This is a genomic window from Streptomyces sp. AF1A, assembly GCF_047340315.1.
In the GTDB taxonomy this organism is placed as follows: Bacteria; Actinomycetota; Actinomycetes; order Streptomycetales; family Streptomycetaceae; genus Streptomyces.
In genome coordinates this window covers 1-15,781 of record NZ_JBLEBI010000161.1, presented here as the reverse complement: position 1 = coordinate 15,781, position 15,781 = coordinate 1, and the positions used below count along the sequence as shown (strand labels likewise).

The following is a 15,781-nucleotide window of genomic DNA, read 5'->3' as shown; positions in this document are numbered from 1 at the left end:
TCGCCTCGGCCGCGGCCGCCCGTGCCGCCGACGCAGCACGGGCGGGCGACGGGGATCCCGCCGCGCGAGCGAAGCCGGGCACGGGGGAGGCACCGCACGAGCGCGGACGAGTGAAACCCACCCCGTCCCGGCGCCGGGGCCTGTTCGGCCGCCGCCCCGCGGCGACCCCCGCCGAACCGGGGAGCAGCGTCGCCGAGACCCGCGCCCTCACCGTCCACCGGGCCCGCATCACCGCCCTGCGCCAGGTCGACCTCACCGTCACCCCCGGCGAGACGGTCGCCCTCATGGGGCGCAACGGCGCCGGGAAGTCCACCCTCCTCGGCTCGCTGGTCGGCCTGGTCGCACCCGCCTCCGGCACCGTGCGGGTGGACGGCCTCACCCCCCACCGCACCGCGCCCCGCGACCTGGTGCGCCACGTCGGGCTGGTCCCGCAGGACCCCCGCGACCTGCTGTACGCCGACACCGTGGCGGCGGAGTGCGCGGCGGCCGACCGGGACGCGGGCGCCGAGCCCGGTACCTGCCGGGCCCTGCTGTCCGGGCTGCTGCCGGGGGTCGCGGACGACACGCACCCCCGGGACCTGTCCGAGGGTCAGTGCCTGGCGCTCGCCCTGGCCGTCGTCCTGACCGCCCGCCCGCCGCTGCTCCTCCTCGACGAGCCGACGCGCGGCCTGGACTACGCGGCCAAGGCCCGCCTGGCGGACGTGCTGCGGGCGCTGGCCGCACAGGGGCATGCGATCGTGCTGGCCACGCACGACGTGGAACTGGCCGCCGAGATCGCGCACCGGGTGGTGCTGCTGGCCGAGGGCGAGGTGATCGCGGACGGCCCCACGGCCGAGATCGTGGTGTCGTCCCCGTCCTTCGCCCCGCAGGTGACGAAGATCCTGGCCCCGCAGCGGTGGCTGACGGTGTCCGAGGTGCGGGAGGCCCTGGCATGACCGCCTCCCCGCGGCCCGCCGCCCGGATCCGGGCCGTGCGCCTGGGTCCCCGCTCCGTCGCGGCCCTGGTCCTGGTCGGCGCGGTCGGCGTGGTCGCCTTCGGCTGGCCCTTCCTCGCCCCGCCCACCTCGCAGCTGAGCGCCCACGCCCAGGACGCCCCGTGGCTGTTCGCGGGCCTGCTGATCCTGCTGGTGGCGGTCGTGGCCGCGACGATCTCCGAGTCGGACCTCGGCCCGAAGGCCGTCGCCATGCTGGGCGTGCTGGCGGCGACCGGGGCGGCGCTGCGGCCGATCGGCGCGGGCACGGCCGGAATCGAGCCGATGTTCTTCCTGATGGTGCTCAGCGGTCGGGTGCTCGGCCCGGGTTTCGGCTTCGCGCTGGGCTCGGTGACGATGTTCGCGTCGGCGCTGCTGACCGGCGGGGTCGGGCCGTGGCTGCCGTTCCAGATGCTGTCGATGGGCTGGTTCACGATGGGCGCGGGGCTGCTGCCGGGCCCGGTGCGCCTGCGCGGCCGGGCCGAGGTGCTGCTCCTGGCCGGGTACGGCTTTTTCGCGGCCTTCGCCTACGGCACGATCATGAACCTGGCCGGCTGGCCGTTCCTGGGCTCCGCGGCGTCGGACATCTCCTTCCACCCGCACGCCTCCGTCCCCGCCAACCTGGCCCGCTTCGTGGCGTACTGCCTCGCCACGTCGCTCGGCTGGGACCTGGGCCGGGCCGTCTGCACGGTGGTGCTGACCGTGGTCCTCGGCCCGGCGGTGCTGCGCGCGCTGCGCCGGGCCACGCGGCGGGCGGCCTTCGAGACGCCGGTCACCTTCGAGGGCCCCGGCACGTGAGGAGCGGCACGCCCGGCCGCGGCGCCGGCCGAGCGCTCGTGCCCTGATCCGGATCGCCCCGCCGGGCTGGGGTGCGCGCGCAGGTCCGGGTCCTGCCGGTCGGCACGCCGATGTCGTGGTGGAGTGGTCGGCACCACGCCGTACTGTGTCCGACCCCTTTCCGCCCGGAGACCGGAGGAACGATGACGACGCCGACCACGCAGCCCTCACCGGACCCGGAGGCGCGCGGACTGCGTCTCGTGGCCGTGCTTTTGACGCTGACCGTGGTGAGCGGCCTCATCGACGCCGTGAGCTACCTGGGCCTGGGCCGGGTCTTCACGGCCAACATGACCGGCAACGTGGTCGTGCTCGGCTTCGCGGCGGCCGGTGCCCCCGGCTTCTCCGTCAGCCACACCGCCACCTCCCTGGTCTGCTTCCTGCTGGGCGCGGTGGCGGGCGGCCGGTTGGCGGCGCGCGCCGGCGCGGGTTCCCGGCGCCGGTGGGCGCGGCTGACGCTGGCGGCCGAGGCGCTCCTGGTGGCCGTGGCGTCAGCGGTCGCCTTCGCCCGGCCCGGCGCCACCGGCACGGTCTACGCGCTCACCGCGCTCACGGCGTTCGCGATGGGCCTGCGCAACGCCACGGTCCGCAAACTGGGCGTCCCCGATCTGACGACCACGGTCCTGACGATGACCCTGACCGGCCTGGCCTCCGAGTCCCGGCTCGGCGACGCCACGGGCCACCGCTCCCCGCGCCGCACGGCCTCGGTGCTCGCCATGCTCGGCGGCGCCTGCCTGGGCGCCTGGCTGGTCCTGCACCACGGCCTGGGCATCCCCCTGGCGCTCGCCGCGGCGGCCTCCGGGCTGCTGGCGGTGGTGGCGTCGGGCCGCGAGTGAGCGGGGCACACCTCGGGGGAGGCAGGAACCGGGGCGGGGGACAGGGGCGCTCCTGCCTCCCTCGGGGTGTGCCGGCGGCGCCGGTCAGCCGGTGGTGACCTTCAGTTCCTTGACGCCGTTGATCCACGCCGAGCGCAGGCGGCGCGGGGCCTCGGCCGGCCGCAGGTCCGGCATGGCGTCGGCGATCGCGTTGAAGATCAGGTCGATCTCGAGGACGGCGAGCGACTTGCCGAGGCAGTAGTGCGGGCCGCCGCCGCCGAAGCCCAGGTGGGGGTTGGGGTCGCGGGTGATGTCGAAGGCGTCGGGGTCGGTGAAGACGGCCGGGTCGTGGTTGGCGGAGGCGTAGAACAGGCCCACCCGCTCGCCCTTCCCGATCCGCACGCCGCCGAGTTCGGTGTCCTGGGTGGCCGTCCGCTGGAAGGCGTTGACCGGGGTCGCCCAGCGGACGATCTCCTCGGCCGTGGTGGCCGGGCGCTCGCGCTTGAACAGGTCCCACTGGCCGGGGTGGGTGAGGAAGGCGTGCATGCCGTGGGTGATGGCGTTGCGGGTCGTCTCGTTGCCGGCGACCGCCAGCATCAGCACGAAGAAGCCGAACTCGTCGGAGTTCAGGTTGCCCTCGTCCTCGGCCGCCACCAGCGTGGTGACGATGTCGTGCGCCGGGCACCGCTTGCGCTCGGCGGCCATGTTCATCGCGTAGGCGATGATCTCGGCGGCCGACCGCGCGCCGGCCTCCTCGGTGATCGCGTACTCGGGATCGTCGTAGGCGATCATCCTGTTGGACCAGTCGAAGATCTTGGACCGGTCCTCCTGGGGCACGCCGATCAGCTCGGCGATGGCCTGCAACGGCAGTTCGCAGGCGACCTCGGTGACGAAGTCGAAGGGCCCCGAGCGGGCGCGGGCGGCCGCCACGATCGACTCGGCGCGGGCCCTCAGCCGCTCCTCCAGGGCGCGGATCGAGCGCGGCGTGAAGCCGCGCTGCACGATCTGGCGCACCCGCGTGTGCTCCGGAGGGTCCATGTTGAGCAGGATCAGCCGCTGGGCGTCGATCGCGCCGCGTTCGATGTGCGCGTTGAAGCGGATGATGGCCGTGTTGAGGGACGAGGAGAAGAGTTCGGGGTGCGTGGAAACGTACTTGACGTCCGCGTGCCGGGTCACCGCCCAGTACCCGGTGTCGGCGAAGCCGGCGATGCCGTGCGGCTGCGCGATCCAGCGGACGGGCTCGGTGCGGCGCAGCTCGGCGAACTCCGGAAGGGGCACGCGGTGGTGCAGCAGGTCGGGGTCGGTGAGGTCGAACCCGTCGGGCAGCGCTGGGCAGTGCATCGGCGACTCCAGCTATCTGACGGACCATCAGCGAGTGCGGTGAACGTAGTAACGGGTTCTACAAGTAGCAAGACTTCCGGCCACCCCAATGCGCGGCAAATTCGCACGGATCACGACTTCCGAGGCTGCACGCCCCTTGCGGCGGCGGACGCGGTGTCAGCAGACTGCACCCAGAACTAGTACGCGTTCTAGTTCTGGAGGAGAGCCCTCTCGGAGAGGACCCGCACCCATGGCCGCCGAACCCGTGATCGTCGAAGCCGTACGCACCCCGATCGGCAAGCGCGGCGGCGCGCTCGCCAACCTGCACCCCGCCTATCTGCTGGGCGAGACCTACCGTGAACTCCTCGGCCGCACCGGCATCCCCGCCGACGCGGTGGAGCAGATCGTCGGCGGCACGGTGACCCACGCCGGCGAGCAGTCCATGAACCCGGCGCGCACCGCCTGGCTGACCATGGGCCTGCCGTACGAGACCGCCGCGACCACGGTCGACTGCCAGTGCGGCTCCTCCCAGCAGGCCTCGCACATGGTGGCCAACATGGTCGCCGCCGGCGTGATCGACGTCGGCATCAGCTGCGGCGTCGAGGCGATGTCCCGGGTCCCGCTGGGCTCCGGCTCCAAGCACGGCCCCGGCAAGCCGTTCCCCGACGAGTGGAACGTGGACCTGCCCAACCAGTTCGAGGCGGCCGAGCGCATCGCCCGCCTGCGCGGCCTGACCCGGCAGGACGCCGACGCGCTGGGCCTGCGGTCGCAGGAGCGGGCGGCGCTGGCCTGGGCGGAGGAACGCTTCAAGCGGGAGACGTTCGCCGTGCAGGTGCCGACGACCGAGGAGGAGCAGTACGCCGGGCAGGGCATGTGGCGGCTGGTCGACCGGGACGAGGGCCTGCGCGACACGACCGTGGACGCGCTGTCCGGCCTCAAGCCGGTGATGCCGAGGGCGATCCACACCGCGGGCAACTCCTCGCAGATCTCGGACGGCGCCGCGGCGATCATGTGGGCGTCGAAGCGGATGGCGCGCGCCCTGAAGCTGAGGCCCCGGGCGCGGATCGTGGCCCAGGCCCTCGTGGGCGCCGACCCCCACTTCCACCTGGACGGCCCGATCGACGCGACCAAGGCCGTCCTCGGCAAGGCCGGCATGTCCCTCGCGGACATCGACCTCGTGGAGATCAACGAGGCCTTCGCGTCCGTGGTGTTGAGCTGGGCCCAGGTCTTCGAGCAGGACCTGGAGAAGGTCAACGTCAACGGCGGTGCGATCGCCCTGGGCCACCCCGTCGGCGCGACGGGAGCCCGCCTGATCACCACCGCCCTGCACGAACTGGAGCGCGCGGACAAGGAGTTCGCACTGATCACCATGTGCGCGGGCGGGGGGCTGGCGACCGGGACGATCATTCAGCGGCTGTAGCAGCCCAGTCGACGAAGCGGGAGAACGCGGCGGGGTCGAGGGAGAGGACCGGTCCCGCCGCGTTCTTCGAGTCTCGGACGGCGATGGTGGCGCAGGGGGTGTCGGCGATCTCCACGCAATCACCGCCTTGGTCACCGCTGTAGGACGACTTGCGCCAGGCCAGGCCGCCGAGGGGTGCGCACTCGACGCAGTTGCCGCCCTGGTCTCCGCTGTAGCTGGACTTACGCCACTTGCTCTCCATAGCGGTCCTCCATCACGCGCCGGATCAGCTCCGCCGACTCCCTGATGGAGAGCGCGGCGGCTTGAAGGTGATCGTAACGGAGCGAGCAATCCCTGACCGTGTCCGGGCTAGCGGTCGGATGCCCGCTCCCGTAGCCCTCGGTGTAGACGATGGCTGGGTCACCGGCAAAGCGGTACACGTCAAACGAGCCTTGCAGTCCGGTGTGCGCTCCAGCGGAAAACGGCAGAATCTGCACGTTGATCCGAGGATTGGTTTCGAACCACGACAGGTGAGCCAACTGGTCGCGCATGACCTTGCGACCGCCGATCTCCTGGTGCAGCGCCCCCTCGCTCAGGACCAGCCAGTAGATCGGGGACTCCATCTTCTCGAAGATGCGCTGGCGGGCGAGTCGTACGGCGGTTCGGTCGTCGAGGTCCGTCTCATCCATCGCCCCCAGCACGGCACGGGCGTAACCCGCAGTCTGAAGCAGCCCTGGCACCATGTGCGTCTCGAAGGCGCAGATCTCCGTCGCCCGCGCCTGGAGTTCCGCCACCTGCTGAAACCAAGCCGGAAGCTGACTCCTCATCACCAGCGGCTGGAGCCGGGACAGTAACCCGCCCGTGCACAGTGCAGCGTCCGCCCGCTCGCTGAAGTCGAGCGTCGGCAGCTTCCGGGCCGTCTCCACCTGGCCCACCAGGGACGCCGTGAAGTTGATGATGTCCCCGAGCTGCTTCTGCGTGAGCCCGGCCGTCTCCCGGAAGCGGCGCAGCTCGAAGCCGTAGTAGTCGAGCGGTGATGCGCTCGGGTCGAGGGTGTTGATGTTGACCACGAGTCCTCCTCACACAGCGGAGCGCGTTGTGTTCAGGTTGTAGCCCACCGTAGTGAACCCAGGTCAGCCTCGTCCTGTGAACCTCGACATTCCCCACACCCCCCAGTACCGCATGCACCTGACCGTCGGCGAGCACTCCGTGCGGCACGTCCGCCGGATCGTCCGCTCGCTGCTGCACGAGTGGGAACTGGCCGAACTGGCCTATTCCGTCGAGCTGGGCGTGAGCGAGCTCGTGACGAACGTCGTGCGGCACGTCCCGGACCGCCGCTGCACGGTCCTCGTGGCCCGGCAGACGGCGGGGGTCCGGGCCGAGGTGAGCGACGGTTTCGCCCCGCTCCCCCGCGTGCCGGGCGAGGCCGACCGGGACGCGGAGGGCGGGCGCGGGCTCATGCTGCTCGACGCCGTGGTCGACAAGTGGGGCGTGTCACCGGGTGTCGGCGGCGGAAAGACGGTCTGGTTCGAGTGCGGGACGGACTGAGGCGGCGGCGACGGCGGCGCGCGGGCCCTGGAAGACGTACGACAGCCCGAAGCCCGCGCCGACCACCAGCGCGCCGCCGACCGCGTCCAGCACCCAGTGGTTGCCGGTCGCGACGATGGCCGAGACGGTGAACAGCGGGTGCAGGAGGCCGAGGGCCTTCATCCACCACTTCGGGGCGACGACCGCGATGACCAGGCCGCACCACAGGGCCCAGCCGAAGTGCAGGGACGGCATCGCCGCGTACTGGTTGGTGAGCGCGGTCAGGGTGCCGTAGTCCGGCTTGGAGAAGTCCTGGACGCCGTGGACGGTGTCGATGATGCCGAGGGTGGGCATCAGGCGCGGCGGGGCCAGCGGGAAGAGCCAGAAGCCGATCAGGGCGAGGAAGGTGGCGAAGCCGAGGGAGGCGCGGGCCCAGCGGTAGTCGACCGGGCGGCGCCAGTAGAGGACGGCGAGGACCGCCAGCGGGACCACGAAGTGGAAGGACTCGTAGTAGAAGTCGAAGAAGTCCCGCAGCCAGCCGACCTTCACCACGGCGTGGTTGGCCCAGTGCTCGACGTCGATGTGCAGGAAGCGTTCGACGTCGAGCACGATGTGCCCGTGGTGCTCGGCCCGCGCCCGGCCGCCGGAGATGGTGCCGCCGGTCGCGGCCAGCCGGACCTGCTGGTAGGCCGCGTACACGACCCGGATGAGCAGCAGCTCCAGCAGAAGGTTCGGGCGGGTCAGGACCCGGCGCAGGAAGGGCGCCGGCGGGACCCGGCCGAAGCGGGCCGGGACCTGCGGGGCGTACTCGGTCGCGATCGGGGTCCGGTAGTACGGCGAGGTGCGGGACAGGAAGGGGACGGCCGTGGCGGCGGCCAGGGCCGCGAGCAGCACCAGGTTGTCCCGCAGCGGATACACCACCGGCATGTTCGGCAGCATCATCTTCGCCGGGAGGGTGGTCACCAGGACGACGGCGACGGGCCAGACGTAGCGGTCGGAGGCCCGCCTGCCGACCCGGCCGACCACCGCGAGCAGCAGCCACAGCAGCTGGTGCTGCCAGGTGGTGGGGGACACCGTGACGGCGGCGCAGCCGGTGATCGCCACAGCGAGCAGGAGCTGGCCGTCGTGGGCGTAGCGGACCGCGCGGCGCACGGCGAGGGCGACGACGACGGCGCTCAGGGCGAGAAAGAGCGCGATCTCCAGGGGGCCGGTGAGGTCCAGGCGGAGCAGGGCGCCGTGCAGGGACTGGTTGCCGAGGGCGTCGGCCTTGCCGCCGAGGCCGACGCCGGCCATGTGGTGCACCCAGTAGGTGTACGAATCGTGGGGCATCGCCGCCCAGGCGAGCGCGGTGCAGGCGGCGAAGGTGCCGGCCGTGGTGAGGGCGGCCCGGCGGCGGCCGGTGAACCACAGCAGCGGGGCGAAGAGGAGCACGGTGGGCTGGAGGGCGGCCGCCACGCCTATGCACAGGCCGCTGGTGCGCTCCCCGCGGACGGTGAAGCAGCCGAGCAGGACCAGCAGCACCGGGATGATGCTGGTCTGGCCGAGCCACAGGGCGTTGCGGACCGGCAGCGAGACCATGAGCAGGCTGATCGCGACGGGCGCGGCCAGCAGGGAGGTACGGCGGCTGACGGGCTGGGGCAGCGCCCGGGCGGCGATCAGCCCCAGGGCGGCGACCAGCAGCAGGGTGCCGAAGGTCCAGCCCCAGCCGAGGGCCTGCTCGGCGGAGCGCGTGAGGGGCTTGAGGACCAGGCCGGCGAAGGGGGTGCCGGTGAACCGGGTCGAGTCGTAGAGCGAGCCCTTCACGTGCAGGACGCCGTGCGGTCCGACCCAGGTCTCCAGGTCGGTGAGCCGGTCCCCGCTCGGGGTGGTGAGGACGACGGCCATCTCCCGGATCGCGAGCACCGCCGCTACTGCCCAGAGCGCGAGCCGGGCCGCACGCAGGCGTGCCCCTTCCGCGCTCGCACCGAAGGCATCCGCCGGTCGCCCGCTGCGCTCCACGTTCGCCACGCCTCGTCGGCCTCCCGCCCCGTTCGTCCCGGGCGTGGGCCGCCCGGATTCCCTCTGCGAACCCTATGAGGCTCACAGGCCCCCTGGACAGGACGCGGGCCACCCCTGATTCACCTGTCGTCCGTCCGTCTTTGGTCCGGACGACGATAGTGGGAGGCCGGTGCGGTTGCGCCCGCGGGGCGCGAGAAGCATCACAGCGACGGGCCGGAGGGCAGGGGCGCGAGCGGGCAGACGTACCTGCGTACGCACCATTCAGCTGCCCTATGCATCGATATGCGCGCGGACCGTGACAGGCCCTCCTCTGTCTATGGTCGCCCTTCGGCCCGTCGCACGTCACAGCCGCCGTCCCGGGCCGTGTCCTGTCCCCGTCGAAAGGTAGGCGAGCCCCGTTTTGGCGAGCGCCGCAGCTGTTACCCCGCACACCCAGCACCTGAAGACCCGGCGGGCCGTCCAGGCCCGCGACGTCACCGTCACCGACCCAGCGCTGGTCAGGCGCGCCGTGAAGGCGGCCGCGGTCGGCAACGCCATGGAGTGGTTCGACTTCGGCGTCTACAGCTACATCGCCGTCACCCTGGGCAAGGTCTTCTTCCCGTCCGGCAGCCCGACCGCGCAGCTGCTGTCGACCTTCGGCGCCTTCGCGGCGGCCTTCGTGGTCCGCCCGCTGGGCGGCATGGTCTTCGGCCCGCTGGGCGACCGGGTGGGCCGGCAGAAGGTCCTCGCCGTGACGATGATCATGATGGCGGCGGGCACGTTCGCGATCGGCCTGATCCCGTCGTACGGCGCGATCGGCGTCGGCGCCCCACTGCTCCTGCTGGCCGCCCGTCTGGTGCAGGGCTTCTCCACCGGCGGCGAGTACGCGGGCGCCTCGACGTTCATCGCCGAGTACGCGCCGGACAAGAAGCGCGGCTTCTTCGGCAGCTGGCTGGAGTTCGGCACGCTCGCGGGCTACATCGGCGGCGCGGGTCTGGTCACGGTGATGACGGCCGTGCTGTCCTCCCACGACCTGCTCTCCTGGGGCTGGCGCGTGCCGTTCCTGATCGCGGGTCCGATGGGCATCATCGGCCTGTACCTGCGGATGCGGCTGGAGGAGACCCCGGCGTTCGCGGCCGAGGTCGAGAAGGCGGAGGCGGCCCGGCCGAAGGTGCCGCTGCGCGAGATGGTCGCGGGCCAGTGGCGGGCGCTGCTGCTGTGCATGGGCCTGGTGCTCGTCTTCAACGTCACCGACTACATGCTGCTGTCGTACATGCCGAGCTACCTGACCAGTGAGCTGAAGTACGACGAGACGCACGGGCTGCTGGTGGTGCTCGGCGTGATGGCCCTGATGATGATCGTCCAGCCGTTCGCCGGCGCGCTGACCGACCGGGTCGGCCGCCGTCCGGTGATCGCGGCGGGCTGTGCCGGCTTCCTGCTCCTGTCCGTCCCGGCCCTGCTCCTGATCCGTCAGGGCAGCCTGCTCGCGGTCGCGCTCGGCATGGGCGCGCTGGGCCTGCTGCTGGTCTGCTTCACCGCGGCCATGCCGGCCGCGCTGCCCGCGCTCTTCCCGACCCGGGTCCGCTACGGCTCCCTGTCGATCGGCTTCAACGTGTCGGTGTCCCTGTTCGGCGGCACCACCCCGCTGGTGGTCACCGCGCTGATCGGGGCGACGGGCAACGTGATGATGCCCGCGTACTACATGATGGCCGCGGCCGTCGTGGGCGGCTTCGCCGTATGGCGCATCACGGAGTCCGCGGGCCGGCCGCTGCCGGGCTCGGCCCCGTCGGTCGAGCAGCGGTAGCCGCCGGCGGCTGTGCCGAAGGGGGCCGGGGACACCGCGGCCGGGCGGTCTCTTTTCGAGACCGCCCGGCCGTTGTCGTCTCCCGGTGCCGGTGCGGACCGGGTCAGTGGCCCGCGGACTGCTCCGGGCGGGCGTGGCGGGGCAGGAGGAAGGCGAGCAGGAAGGTCAGCGCGAGCATGCCGTCGACGATCCACAGCACCGTCTTCATGACCGTGCCGAACCCGCTGCGGAAGGCCGAGGACGCCGTGGCCTGCAGGGCGGCGGGGACGCGGGCGCCCGCCTGGGGCGAGGTCACGGCGGACCGGGCGTCCTTCTCCAGGCGCGCGCAGGACGCCGGGGTCGCGGCCGGGTCCTTGGCCACGGCGCGGTCCGAGGCGCAACGGCGCAGGTCGGCCACGACGCGGTCGCGGGCGGCGGGCGCGACCTGCGCGGCGGCGAGCTGCCGCCGCAGGCCGTCCGCGTGGTGGTCGACGGCGGTGGCGATGCCGCCGCCCAGCAGGCCGAAGAACACGGTGCCGAGCAGCGCCACGCCGAAGGCGCCGCCGAGCTGCTGCATCGCGGTCATCGTGCCGGACGCCGAGCCCGTCTCGTGCTGCTCGACGCTGGCGAGGACGATGTCGAAGAACGGCGCCATGAGCAGGCCCATGCCGATGCCGGTGACGAGCAGGGCGGGCAGCAGCTGCCAGGGGCCGACGCCGCCGCCGACCCGGTCCAGGGTCAGCCACACGCCGAACACGCCGAGCGCCATGACCAGCGCCCCCGCCTGCAGCACGGCCCGTCCGAACCGGGCGACGCCCTGGGCGACCCCGAAGCCGACGATCATGCCGCCCGACCAGGGCACCATCACCAGGCCGGCCTTGAGCGGCGAGTAGCCGAGGCCGATCTGGGTGTAGAGGTTGAAGACCAGCATGAAGCCCTGCATGGTCGAGAAGAACACCAGCCCGAGGGTCATGCCGCCGCTGAAGCCGCGCTTGCGGAACAGGCTGGGGACGACCAGCGGGTCCAGGCCCGCCTTGCTGCGGCGGGACTCGTAGGCGCCGAAGACGGCGAACACGGCGAGCGAGGCCGCCATCATCGCGAAGGTCCACACCGGCCAGTCGTACTCACGGCCCTGGACCAGCGGGAAGATGATGAGCAGCGCGCCGAGCGAGACCAGGAGCATGCCGGGGACGTCCAGGCGCGGCCGGGTGCCGGAGCGGCCCCTCGGCAGGTAGCGCAGGGCGCCGAGGAAGGCGGCGGCGCCCAGCGGCAGGTTGATCAGGAAGATCATCCGCCAGCCGGTGCCGAAGTAGTCGGCGTCGACGAGCCAGCCCGCCAGGACCGGCCCGCACACCGCGGACAGCCCCATGATCGGGCCGAACATGCCGAAGGCCTTCTGCGACTCCTTGGGCGGGAACATCTCCTTGATCATGCCGAGGCCCTGCGGCAGCATCACCGCGCCGAACAGCCCCTGCGCGACGCGGGCGGTGATCAGCATCCCGGGCGACACGGACACCGCGCACAGCAGCGAACCCGCGGTGAAGCCGGCGGCGCCCACCAGGAACATCCGGCGGCGTCCGTGGATGTCGCCGAGCCGGCCTCCGGTGACGAGCCCGACGGCCATCGAGAGGGTGTACGCGGCGGCGAGCCACTGCAGCGTGGAGGCGCCGCCGCCCAGGTCGGCCCGCATGGAGGGCCCGGCGATGTTGGTGACGACGGCGTCGAGGAGATCCATCACCTCGGCCGCGAGGATCACGAAGAGCGCAGCCCAGCGCCACCGGTAGGGCGCCGGGGAGTCGGTGTGCGTCTCGGCGGACGCGACTCCGGTGGTGGACATGGAGACTCCTCGGAAGAACGGATGGAGAACGCTGTTCACCGTAACAGAACATCGCTCACCCAGAGAACAGTGTTCATTAAGATATAGCGCAATCGCGAGTGACTGACAAGATATATCGCGTCACCCGGTCCCGGTGCCCAGAGGGCCGCAGCTCACCGCGGGAGAACACTGTTCTCCCGGCGCCTAGACTGGGGCCATGAGCGACGCGGCCGCCGGCACCCCCGCATCCCCTCCGCCGTCCCCCTGGGAGCGCAGGCGCCCCGCCCGCGCCCAGGCCGCTCCCGCGCGCGCCCCGCTGTCCCGGGACCGCATCGTCGAGGCGGCCTTCACCGTGCTGGACCGCGAGGGGCTCGACGGGCTGTCGATGCGCCGGGTCGCGGCCGAACTCGGCGTGACGGTCTCCGCCCTCTACGCCCACGTCAGCTCCAAGGACGACCTGCTGGAGCTGATGTACGCGCGGCTCTTCGACGGCGTCGAGATGCCCGAGGCCGACCCGGAGCGGTGGCAGGAGCAGGTGCGGGACTACGCCCGTGCCGGGCGGCAGCGCCTGCTGTCGCACCGGGACATGGCCCGCATCTCCATGGCGCACGTCCCCTTCACCGCCGAACTGCTGCCGCACGTCGAGACGTTGCTCGCCATCTTCCGCACCGCCGGGCTGCCGGACCGCATCGCGGCGGAGGCCGGTGACCTCCTGTCCACCTACATCGACGGGTTCGTCCTGGAGGAGGGCATGTGGCAGGACCGGGCCGGCCGGGAGGGCGGCGACGGCGCCTCCCTGGCCCGCCCCGACTGGCGCGAGATGGCCGACCGGATGCGGGACTACTTCGCGTCCCTGCCCGCGGCGGACTTCCCGCACCTGCGCGCCCTGGCCGGGCTGATGGTGAGCGACTCCTCCGACGAGAGGTTCGACATCGGCCTGGAGATCATCCTGCGCGGCCTGGCGAGCTACCTGCCGCAACCGGAGCCGCCCCGCGACGGCGCCCGCTGACTCCCCCACCCCGCGCATTGGCCGGTGATCGCCCCCTGGGCGGCACTCGGCTGAGATGATCGTGGCGGGCAGGGCAGAGGTGCCTTGGGCAGACACTCGGGAAAGGCAGCAGACGCATGAGCGGGTCGCAGCTCTGGGACGACGTCGACGACTACTTCACCAGCCAACTCTCGCCCGACGACGACGCGCTGCGGGCTGCCCTGACGGACAACGCGGCCGCGGGGCTGCCCGACATCGGGGTCACGGCCGCCCAGGGCAAGTTCCTGCAGCTGCTCGCGCAGGTGCAGGGAGCCCACCACATCCTGGAGATCGGCACGCTCGGCGGGTACAGCACGATCTGGCTGGCCCGCGCGCTGCCCGAGGACGGCAGGCTGATCTCGCTGGAGTACAGCGCCAAGCACGCCGAGGTGGCCACCCGGAACATCGCCCGCGCGGGCCTGGACCGGATCGCGGAGGTGCGGGTGGGACCGGCCCTGGAGTCGCTGCCCAAGCTGGCCGACGAGAACCCCGCCCCCTTCGACCTGGTCTTCATCGACGCCGACAAGGCCAACAACGCGCACTACGTCGAGTGGGCGCTGCGGCTCACCCGTGCGGGCAGCCTGATCGTCGTGGACAACGTGGTGCGCGGCGGCCGCGTCCTGGACGCCGGCAGCACCGAGCCGGACGTCGTCGGCACCCGCGCCGCCATCGAGCTGATCGCCACCCACCCCAGACTCACCGGCACCGCCCTCCAGACGGTCGGCCACAAGGGCCACGACGGCTTCGCCCTGGCCCGCGTACTGGCCTGACCGACCGGCCCCGGCCCGCCCCGCCCGGGCGCTGGGGTGAGCCGGGCCCGGCGGGCAGGCGGGTGTGTCAGGCCTCGTGGTAGAAGCCGACGTTGACGCTGCGGGGGGCGGTGCGGTCGTGGACGACGATCTCGCCGGAGCCGCCGTGCGGGAGCGGGACGGTCGCGCCGTAGGCGAGGGGCTGCGTGTGCTCCCCCACGGTCAGCCGCACCTCGGACGCCGGCTCGGTCTGCGAGCCGCGCAGCCAGGTCAGGTGCCAGGTGCCGTCGGGTCCGCAGACGAACTCCAGGTGGACGCGGGAGACGAACAGCCAGTCCTCGGGGGTGACCAGCCGGCACACGGACCCGTCGCGGCCGACCCGCAGCGCGGCGCCCGGCTCGCTCGGCACCTCCGCCATCGTCATCCCGGCGGTGGCACCCGCGTCGGCCCCGGAGACGGTGGCCATGGTCAGTTCGAGCACGCGCGTTCCCCCTGAAGCGTCCTTGCACGGTGGGCGGTCCGCGTACGGACCGCCGCCGCATGATAAAACGCCCGGCCGGGCGGCGTCCGGCACAATGGGGTTCATGACCGAGCGAAAGCCACCTGGGGTGCCGTTCGAGTCCTGGGCCGACCGGCAGATCCGCGACGCGCAGGCGCGCGGTGAGTTCGAGCGGCTGCCGGGGGCCGGCCGCCCGCTGCCCTCCGATCTCGACTCCGCCCATGACGAACTGTGGTGGGTGAAGCGCAAGATGGCGCGCGAGGGGCTGGCCGTGCTGCCGCCCTCCCTGGCCCTGCGCAAAGAGGCCGAGGACGCGCTGGCGGCGGCGTACGCGGCCCCCTCCGAGCGGATCGCCCGGAAGATCATCGAGGACGTCAACGTCAAGATCCGCGACATGATGTTCAAGCCGCCGCCCGGTCCCCCGCTGGGGAAGAAGCCGTACGACGTCGAGGAGGTCGTACGCCAGTGGCGGCGGCTTCGGGCGTCAGAGGTGTAGCAGGCGTCCGGCCAGCTCCCGGTAGTCACGCAACGCGAGCCGCAGCTGCTCGGTGTCGTTCCCGGCGTCCGTGGTGCGGCCCTCCTCGCCCTCCCACGCCATGCGCAGGGTGCGCCGGCGCCGGGCCACGGCCTCGTCGAAACGCGCGGCGATCTCCTCCAGCGCACGGTCGGCCTGCTCGACGGCGGCCCGGGGCTCGTCCACGAACGCGGCGCTCACCTGCCGTATCCGCTGCTCCCACCGGTCGGTCTCGTCGTGCGGCAGCAGCGGGGCGCCGTGCCCGGAGGGGCCGCTCTCGCTCTCAGCGGCACCGGAGCAAGGCCCGGCCGGCGCCGCCGGCCAGACGTCCGTGGCCGCCTCGCGGCCGGTGACCTGCCCGGCGGTGGGTACGCCCAGGCCGTCGTCCGGCATGTCGTCCTCCGCCGTCGCGGGTCCGCCGGGGGCGGACCCGCCGAGGTGCTCCTCGCCGCCCGCGCCCATCGACCGCTCCCGTATCCCGGCCCGTGCGCCGTCACCCCCGGTGCCCAGGTCCTCCGTGCCGGGCCGGCTCGCGCCGCCCGCCGTGGGGC

16 protein-coding genes are annotated in these 15,781 nt (G+C 72.7%); 9 read left to right on the top strand and 7 right to left on the bottom strand.

Annotation, left to right across the window (positions count from 1 at the left end):
- The 3 genes from ACLU3S_RS29595 to ACLU3S_RS29585 form a co-directional block, all read left to right on the top strand.
- The coding region (locus ACLU3S_RS29595) for an ATP-binding cassette domain-containing protein (RefSeq protein WP_413955032.1) at positions 1–935 on the top strand (935 nt) is incomplete at its 5' end.
- Positions 932–1,768, top strand: a complete 837-nt coding sequence (locus ACLU3S_RS29590; protein WP_413955031.1) for an ECF transporter S component — start codon at positions 932–934, stop codon at positions 1,766–1,768. The genes ACLU3S_RS29595 and ACLU3S_RS29590, both read left to right, overlap by 4 nt.
- A gap of 182 nt (positions 1,769–1,950) precedes the next feature.
- Complete coding sequence (locus tag ACLU3S_RS29585; RefSeq protein WP_413955030.1) at positions 1,951–2,640, top strand: YoaK family protein; 690 nt, start codon at positions 1,951–1,953, stop codon at positions 2,638–2,640.
- Between the two features lie 84 nt (positions 2,641–2,724).
- On the opposite strand, the gene ACLU3S_RS29580 is transcribed toward ACLU3S_RS29585, so the two are convergent.
- The gene (locus tag ACLU3S_RS29580) at positions 2,725–3,960 is read right to left on the bottom strand and encodes a cytochrome P450 (RefSeq protein WP_413955029.1); all 1,236 of its coding nucleotides are present in this window, start codon (positions 3,958–3,960) and stop codon (positions 2,725–2,727) included.
- A 229-nt stretch (positions 3,961–4,189) separates the two neighbouring features.
- Between ACLU3S_RS29580 and ACLU3S_RS29575 the strand changes: the two genes are divergently transcribed.
- Complete coding sequence (locus tag ACLU3S_RS29575; protein WP_413955028.1) at positions 4,190–5,359, top strand: steroid 3-ketoacyl-CoA thiolase; 1,170 nt, start codon at positions 4,190–4,192, stop codon at positions 5,357–5,359.
- Here ACLU3S_RS29575 and ACLU3S_RS29570 read toward each other — a convergent pair.
- A complete protein-coding gene (locus ACLU3S_RS29570) occupies positions 5,343–5,600 on the bottom strand; it encodes a DUF397 domain-containing protein (RefSeq protein ID WP_413955027.1) in 258 nt (85 codons plus the stop codon). The two genes, ACLU3S_RS29575 and ACLU3S_RS29570, sit on opposite strands and share 17 nt — an antisense overlap.
- Positions 5,581–6,408, bottom strand: a complete 828-nt coding sequence (locus tag ACLU3S_RS29565) for a helix-turn-helix domain-containing protein (protein WP_413955026.1) — start codon at positions 6,406–6,408, stop codon at positions 5,581–5,583. Before ACLU3S_RS29565 ends, ACLU3S_RS29570 begins: the two co-directional genes overlap by 20 nt.
- A gap of 112 nt (positions 6,409–6,520) precedes the next feature.
- Between ACLU3S_RS29565 and ACLU3S_RS29560 the strand changes: the two genes are divergently transcribed.
- Positions 6,521–6,886 carry an ATP-binding protein gene (locus tag ACLU3S_RS29560; protein WP_413955034.1) on the top strand — a complete coding sequence of 122 codons (366 nt, stop codon included), beginning with the start codon at positions 6,521–6,523 and terminating at the stop codon, positions 6,884–6,886.
- Here ACLU3S_RS29560 and ACLU3S_RS29555 read toward each other — a convergent pair.
- On the bottom strand, positions 6,833–8,872 hold the full coding sequence (locus ACLU3S_RS29555) for a bifunctional glycosyltransferase 87/phosphatase PAP2 family protein (RefSeq protein ID WP_413955025.1): 2,040 nt from the start codon (positions 8,870–8,872) through the stop codon (positions 6,833–6,835). The two genes, ACLU3S_RS29560 and ACLU3S_RS29555, sit on opposite strands and share 54 nt — an antisense overlap.
- Before the next feature lie 430 nt (positions 8,873–9,302).
- Here ACLU3S_RS29555 and proP point away from each other — a divergent pair, with 430 nt between their 5' ends.
- A complete protein-coding gene (gene proP, locus ACLU3S_RS29550) occupies positions 9,303–10,646 on the top strand; it encodes a glycine betaine/L-proline transporter ProP (RefSeq protein WP_413955033.1) in 1,344 nt (447 codons plus the stop codon).
- A 103-nt stretch (positions 10,647–10,749) separates the two neighbouring features.
- Here the strand turns inward: proP and ACLU3S_RS29545 are convergent, their stop codons facing one another.
- Positions 10,750–12,462 carry an MFS transporter gene (locus ACLU3S_RS29545; RefSeq protein WP_413955024.1) on the bottom strand — a complete coding sequence of 571 codons (1,713 nt, stop codon included), beginning with the start codon at positions 12,460–12,462 and terminating at the stop codon, positions 10,750–10,752.
- A gap of 196 nt (positions 12,463–12,658) precedes the next feature.
- Between ACLU3S_RS29545 and ACLU3S_RS29540 the strand changes: the two genes are divergently transcribed.
- Together ACLU3S_RS29540 and ACLU3S_RS29535 are read left to right on the top strand one after the other, a co-directional pair.
- Positions 12,659–13,450, top strand: coding sequence for a TetR/AcrR family transcriptional regulator (locus ACLU3S_RS29540; protein WP_413955023.1), 792 nt, complete (start codon positions 12,659–12,661; stop codon positions 13,448–13,450).
- A 116-nt stretch (positions 13,451–13,566) separates the two neighbouring features.
- On the top strand, positions 13,567–14,238 hold the full coding sequence (locus ACLU3S_RS29535) for an O-methyltransferase (protein ID WP_413955022.1): 672 nt from the start codon (positions 13,567–13,569) through the stop codon (positions 14,236–14,238).
- Between the two features lie 67 nt (positions 14,239–14,305).
- Here ACLU3S_RS29535 and ACLU3S_RS29530 read toward each other — a convergent pair whose 3' ends face one another.
- Positions 14,306–14,698 (bottom strand): hypothetical protein, encoded by a 393-nt coding sequence (locus tag ACLU3S_RS29530; RefSeq protein WP_413955021.1) that lies wholly within the window; start codon positions 14,696–14,698, stop codon positions 14,306–14,308.
- A gap of 103 nt (positions 14,699–14,801) precedes the next feature.
- Between ACLU3S_RS29530 and ACLU3S_RS29525 the strand changes: the two genes are divergently transcribed.
- Positions 14,802–15,212: a DUF1992 domain-containing protein gene (locus ACLU3S_RS29525; protein WP_413955020.1), complete on the top strand. Its 411-nt coding sequence runs from the start codon at positions 14,802–14,804 to the stop codon at positions 15,210–15,212.
- On the opposite strand, the gene ACLU3S_RS29520 is transcribed toward ACLU3S_RS29525, so the two are convergent.
- A partial coding sequence (locus ACLU3S_RS29520; protein WP_413955019.1) for a hypothetical protein occupies positions 15,201–15,781 on the bottom strand: 581 nt, incomplete at its 5' end. The two genes, ACLU3S_RS29525 and ACLU3S_RS29520, sit on opposite strands and share 12 nt — an antisense overlap.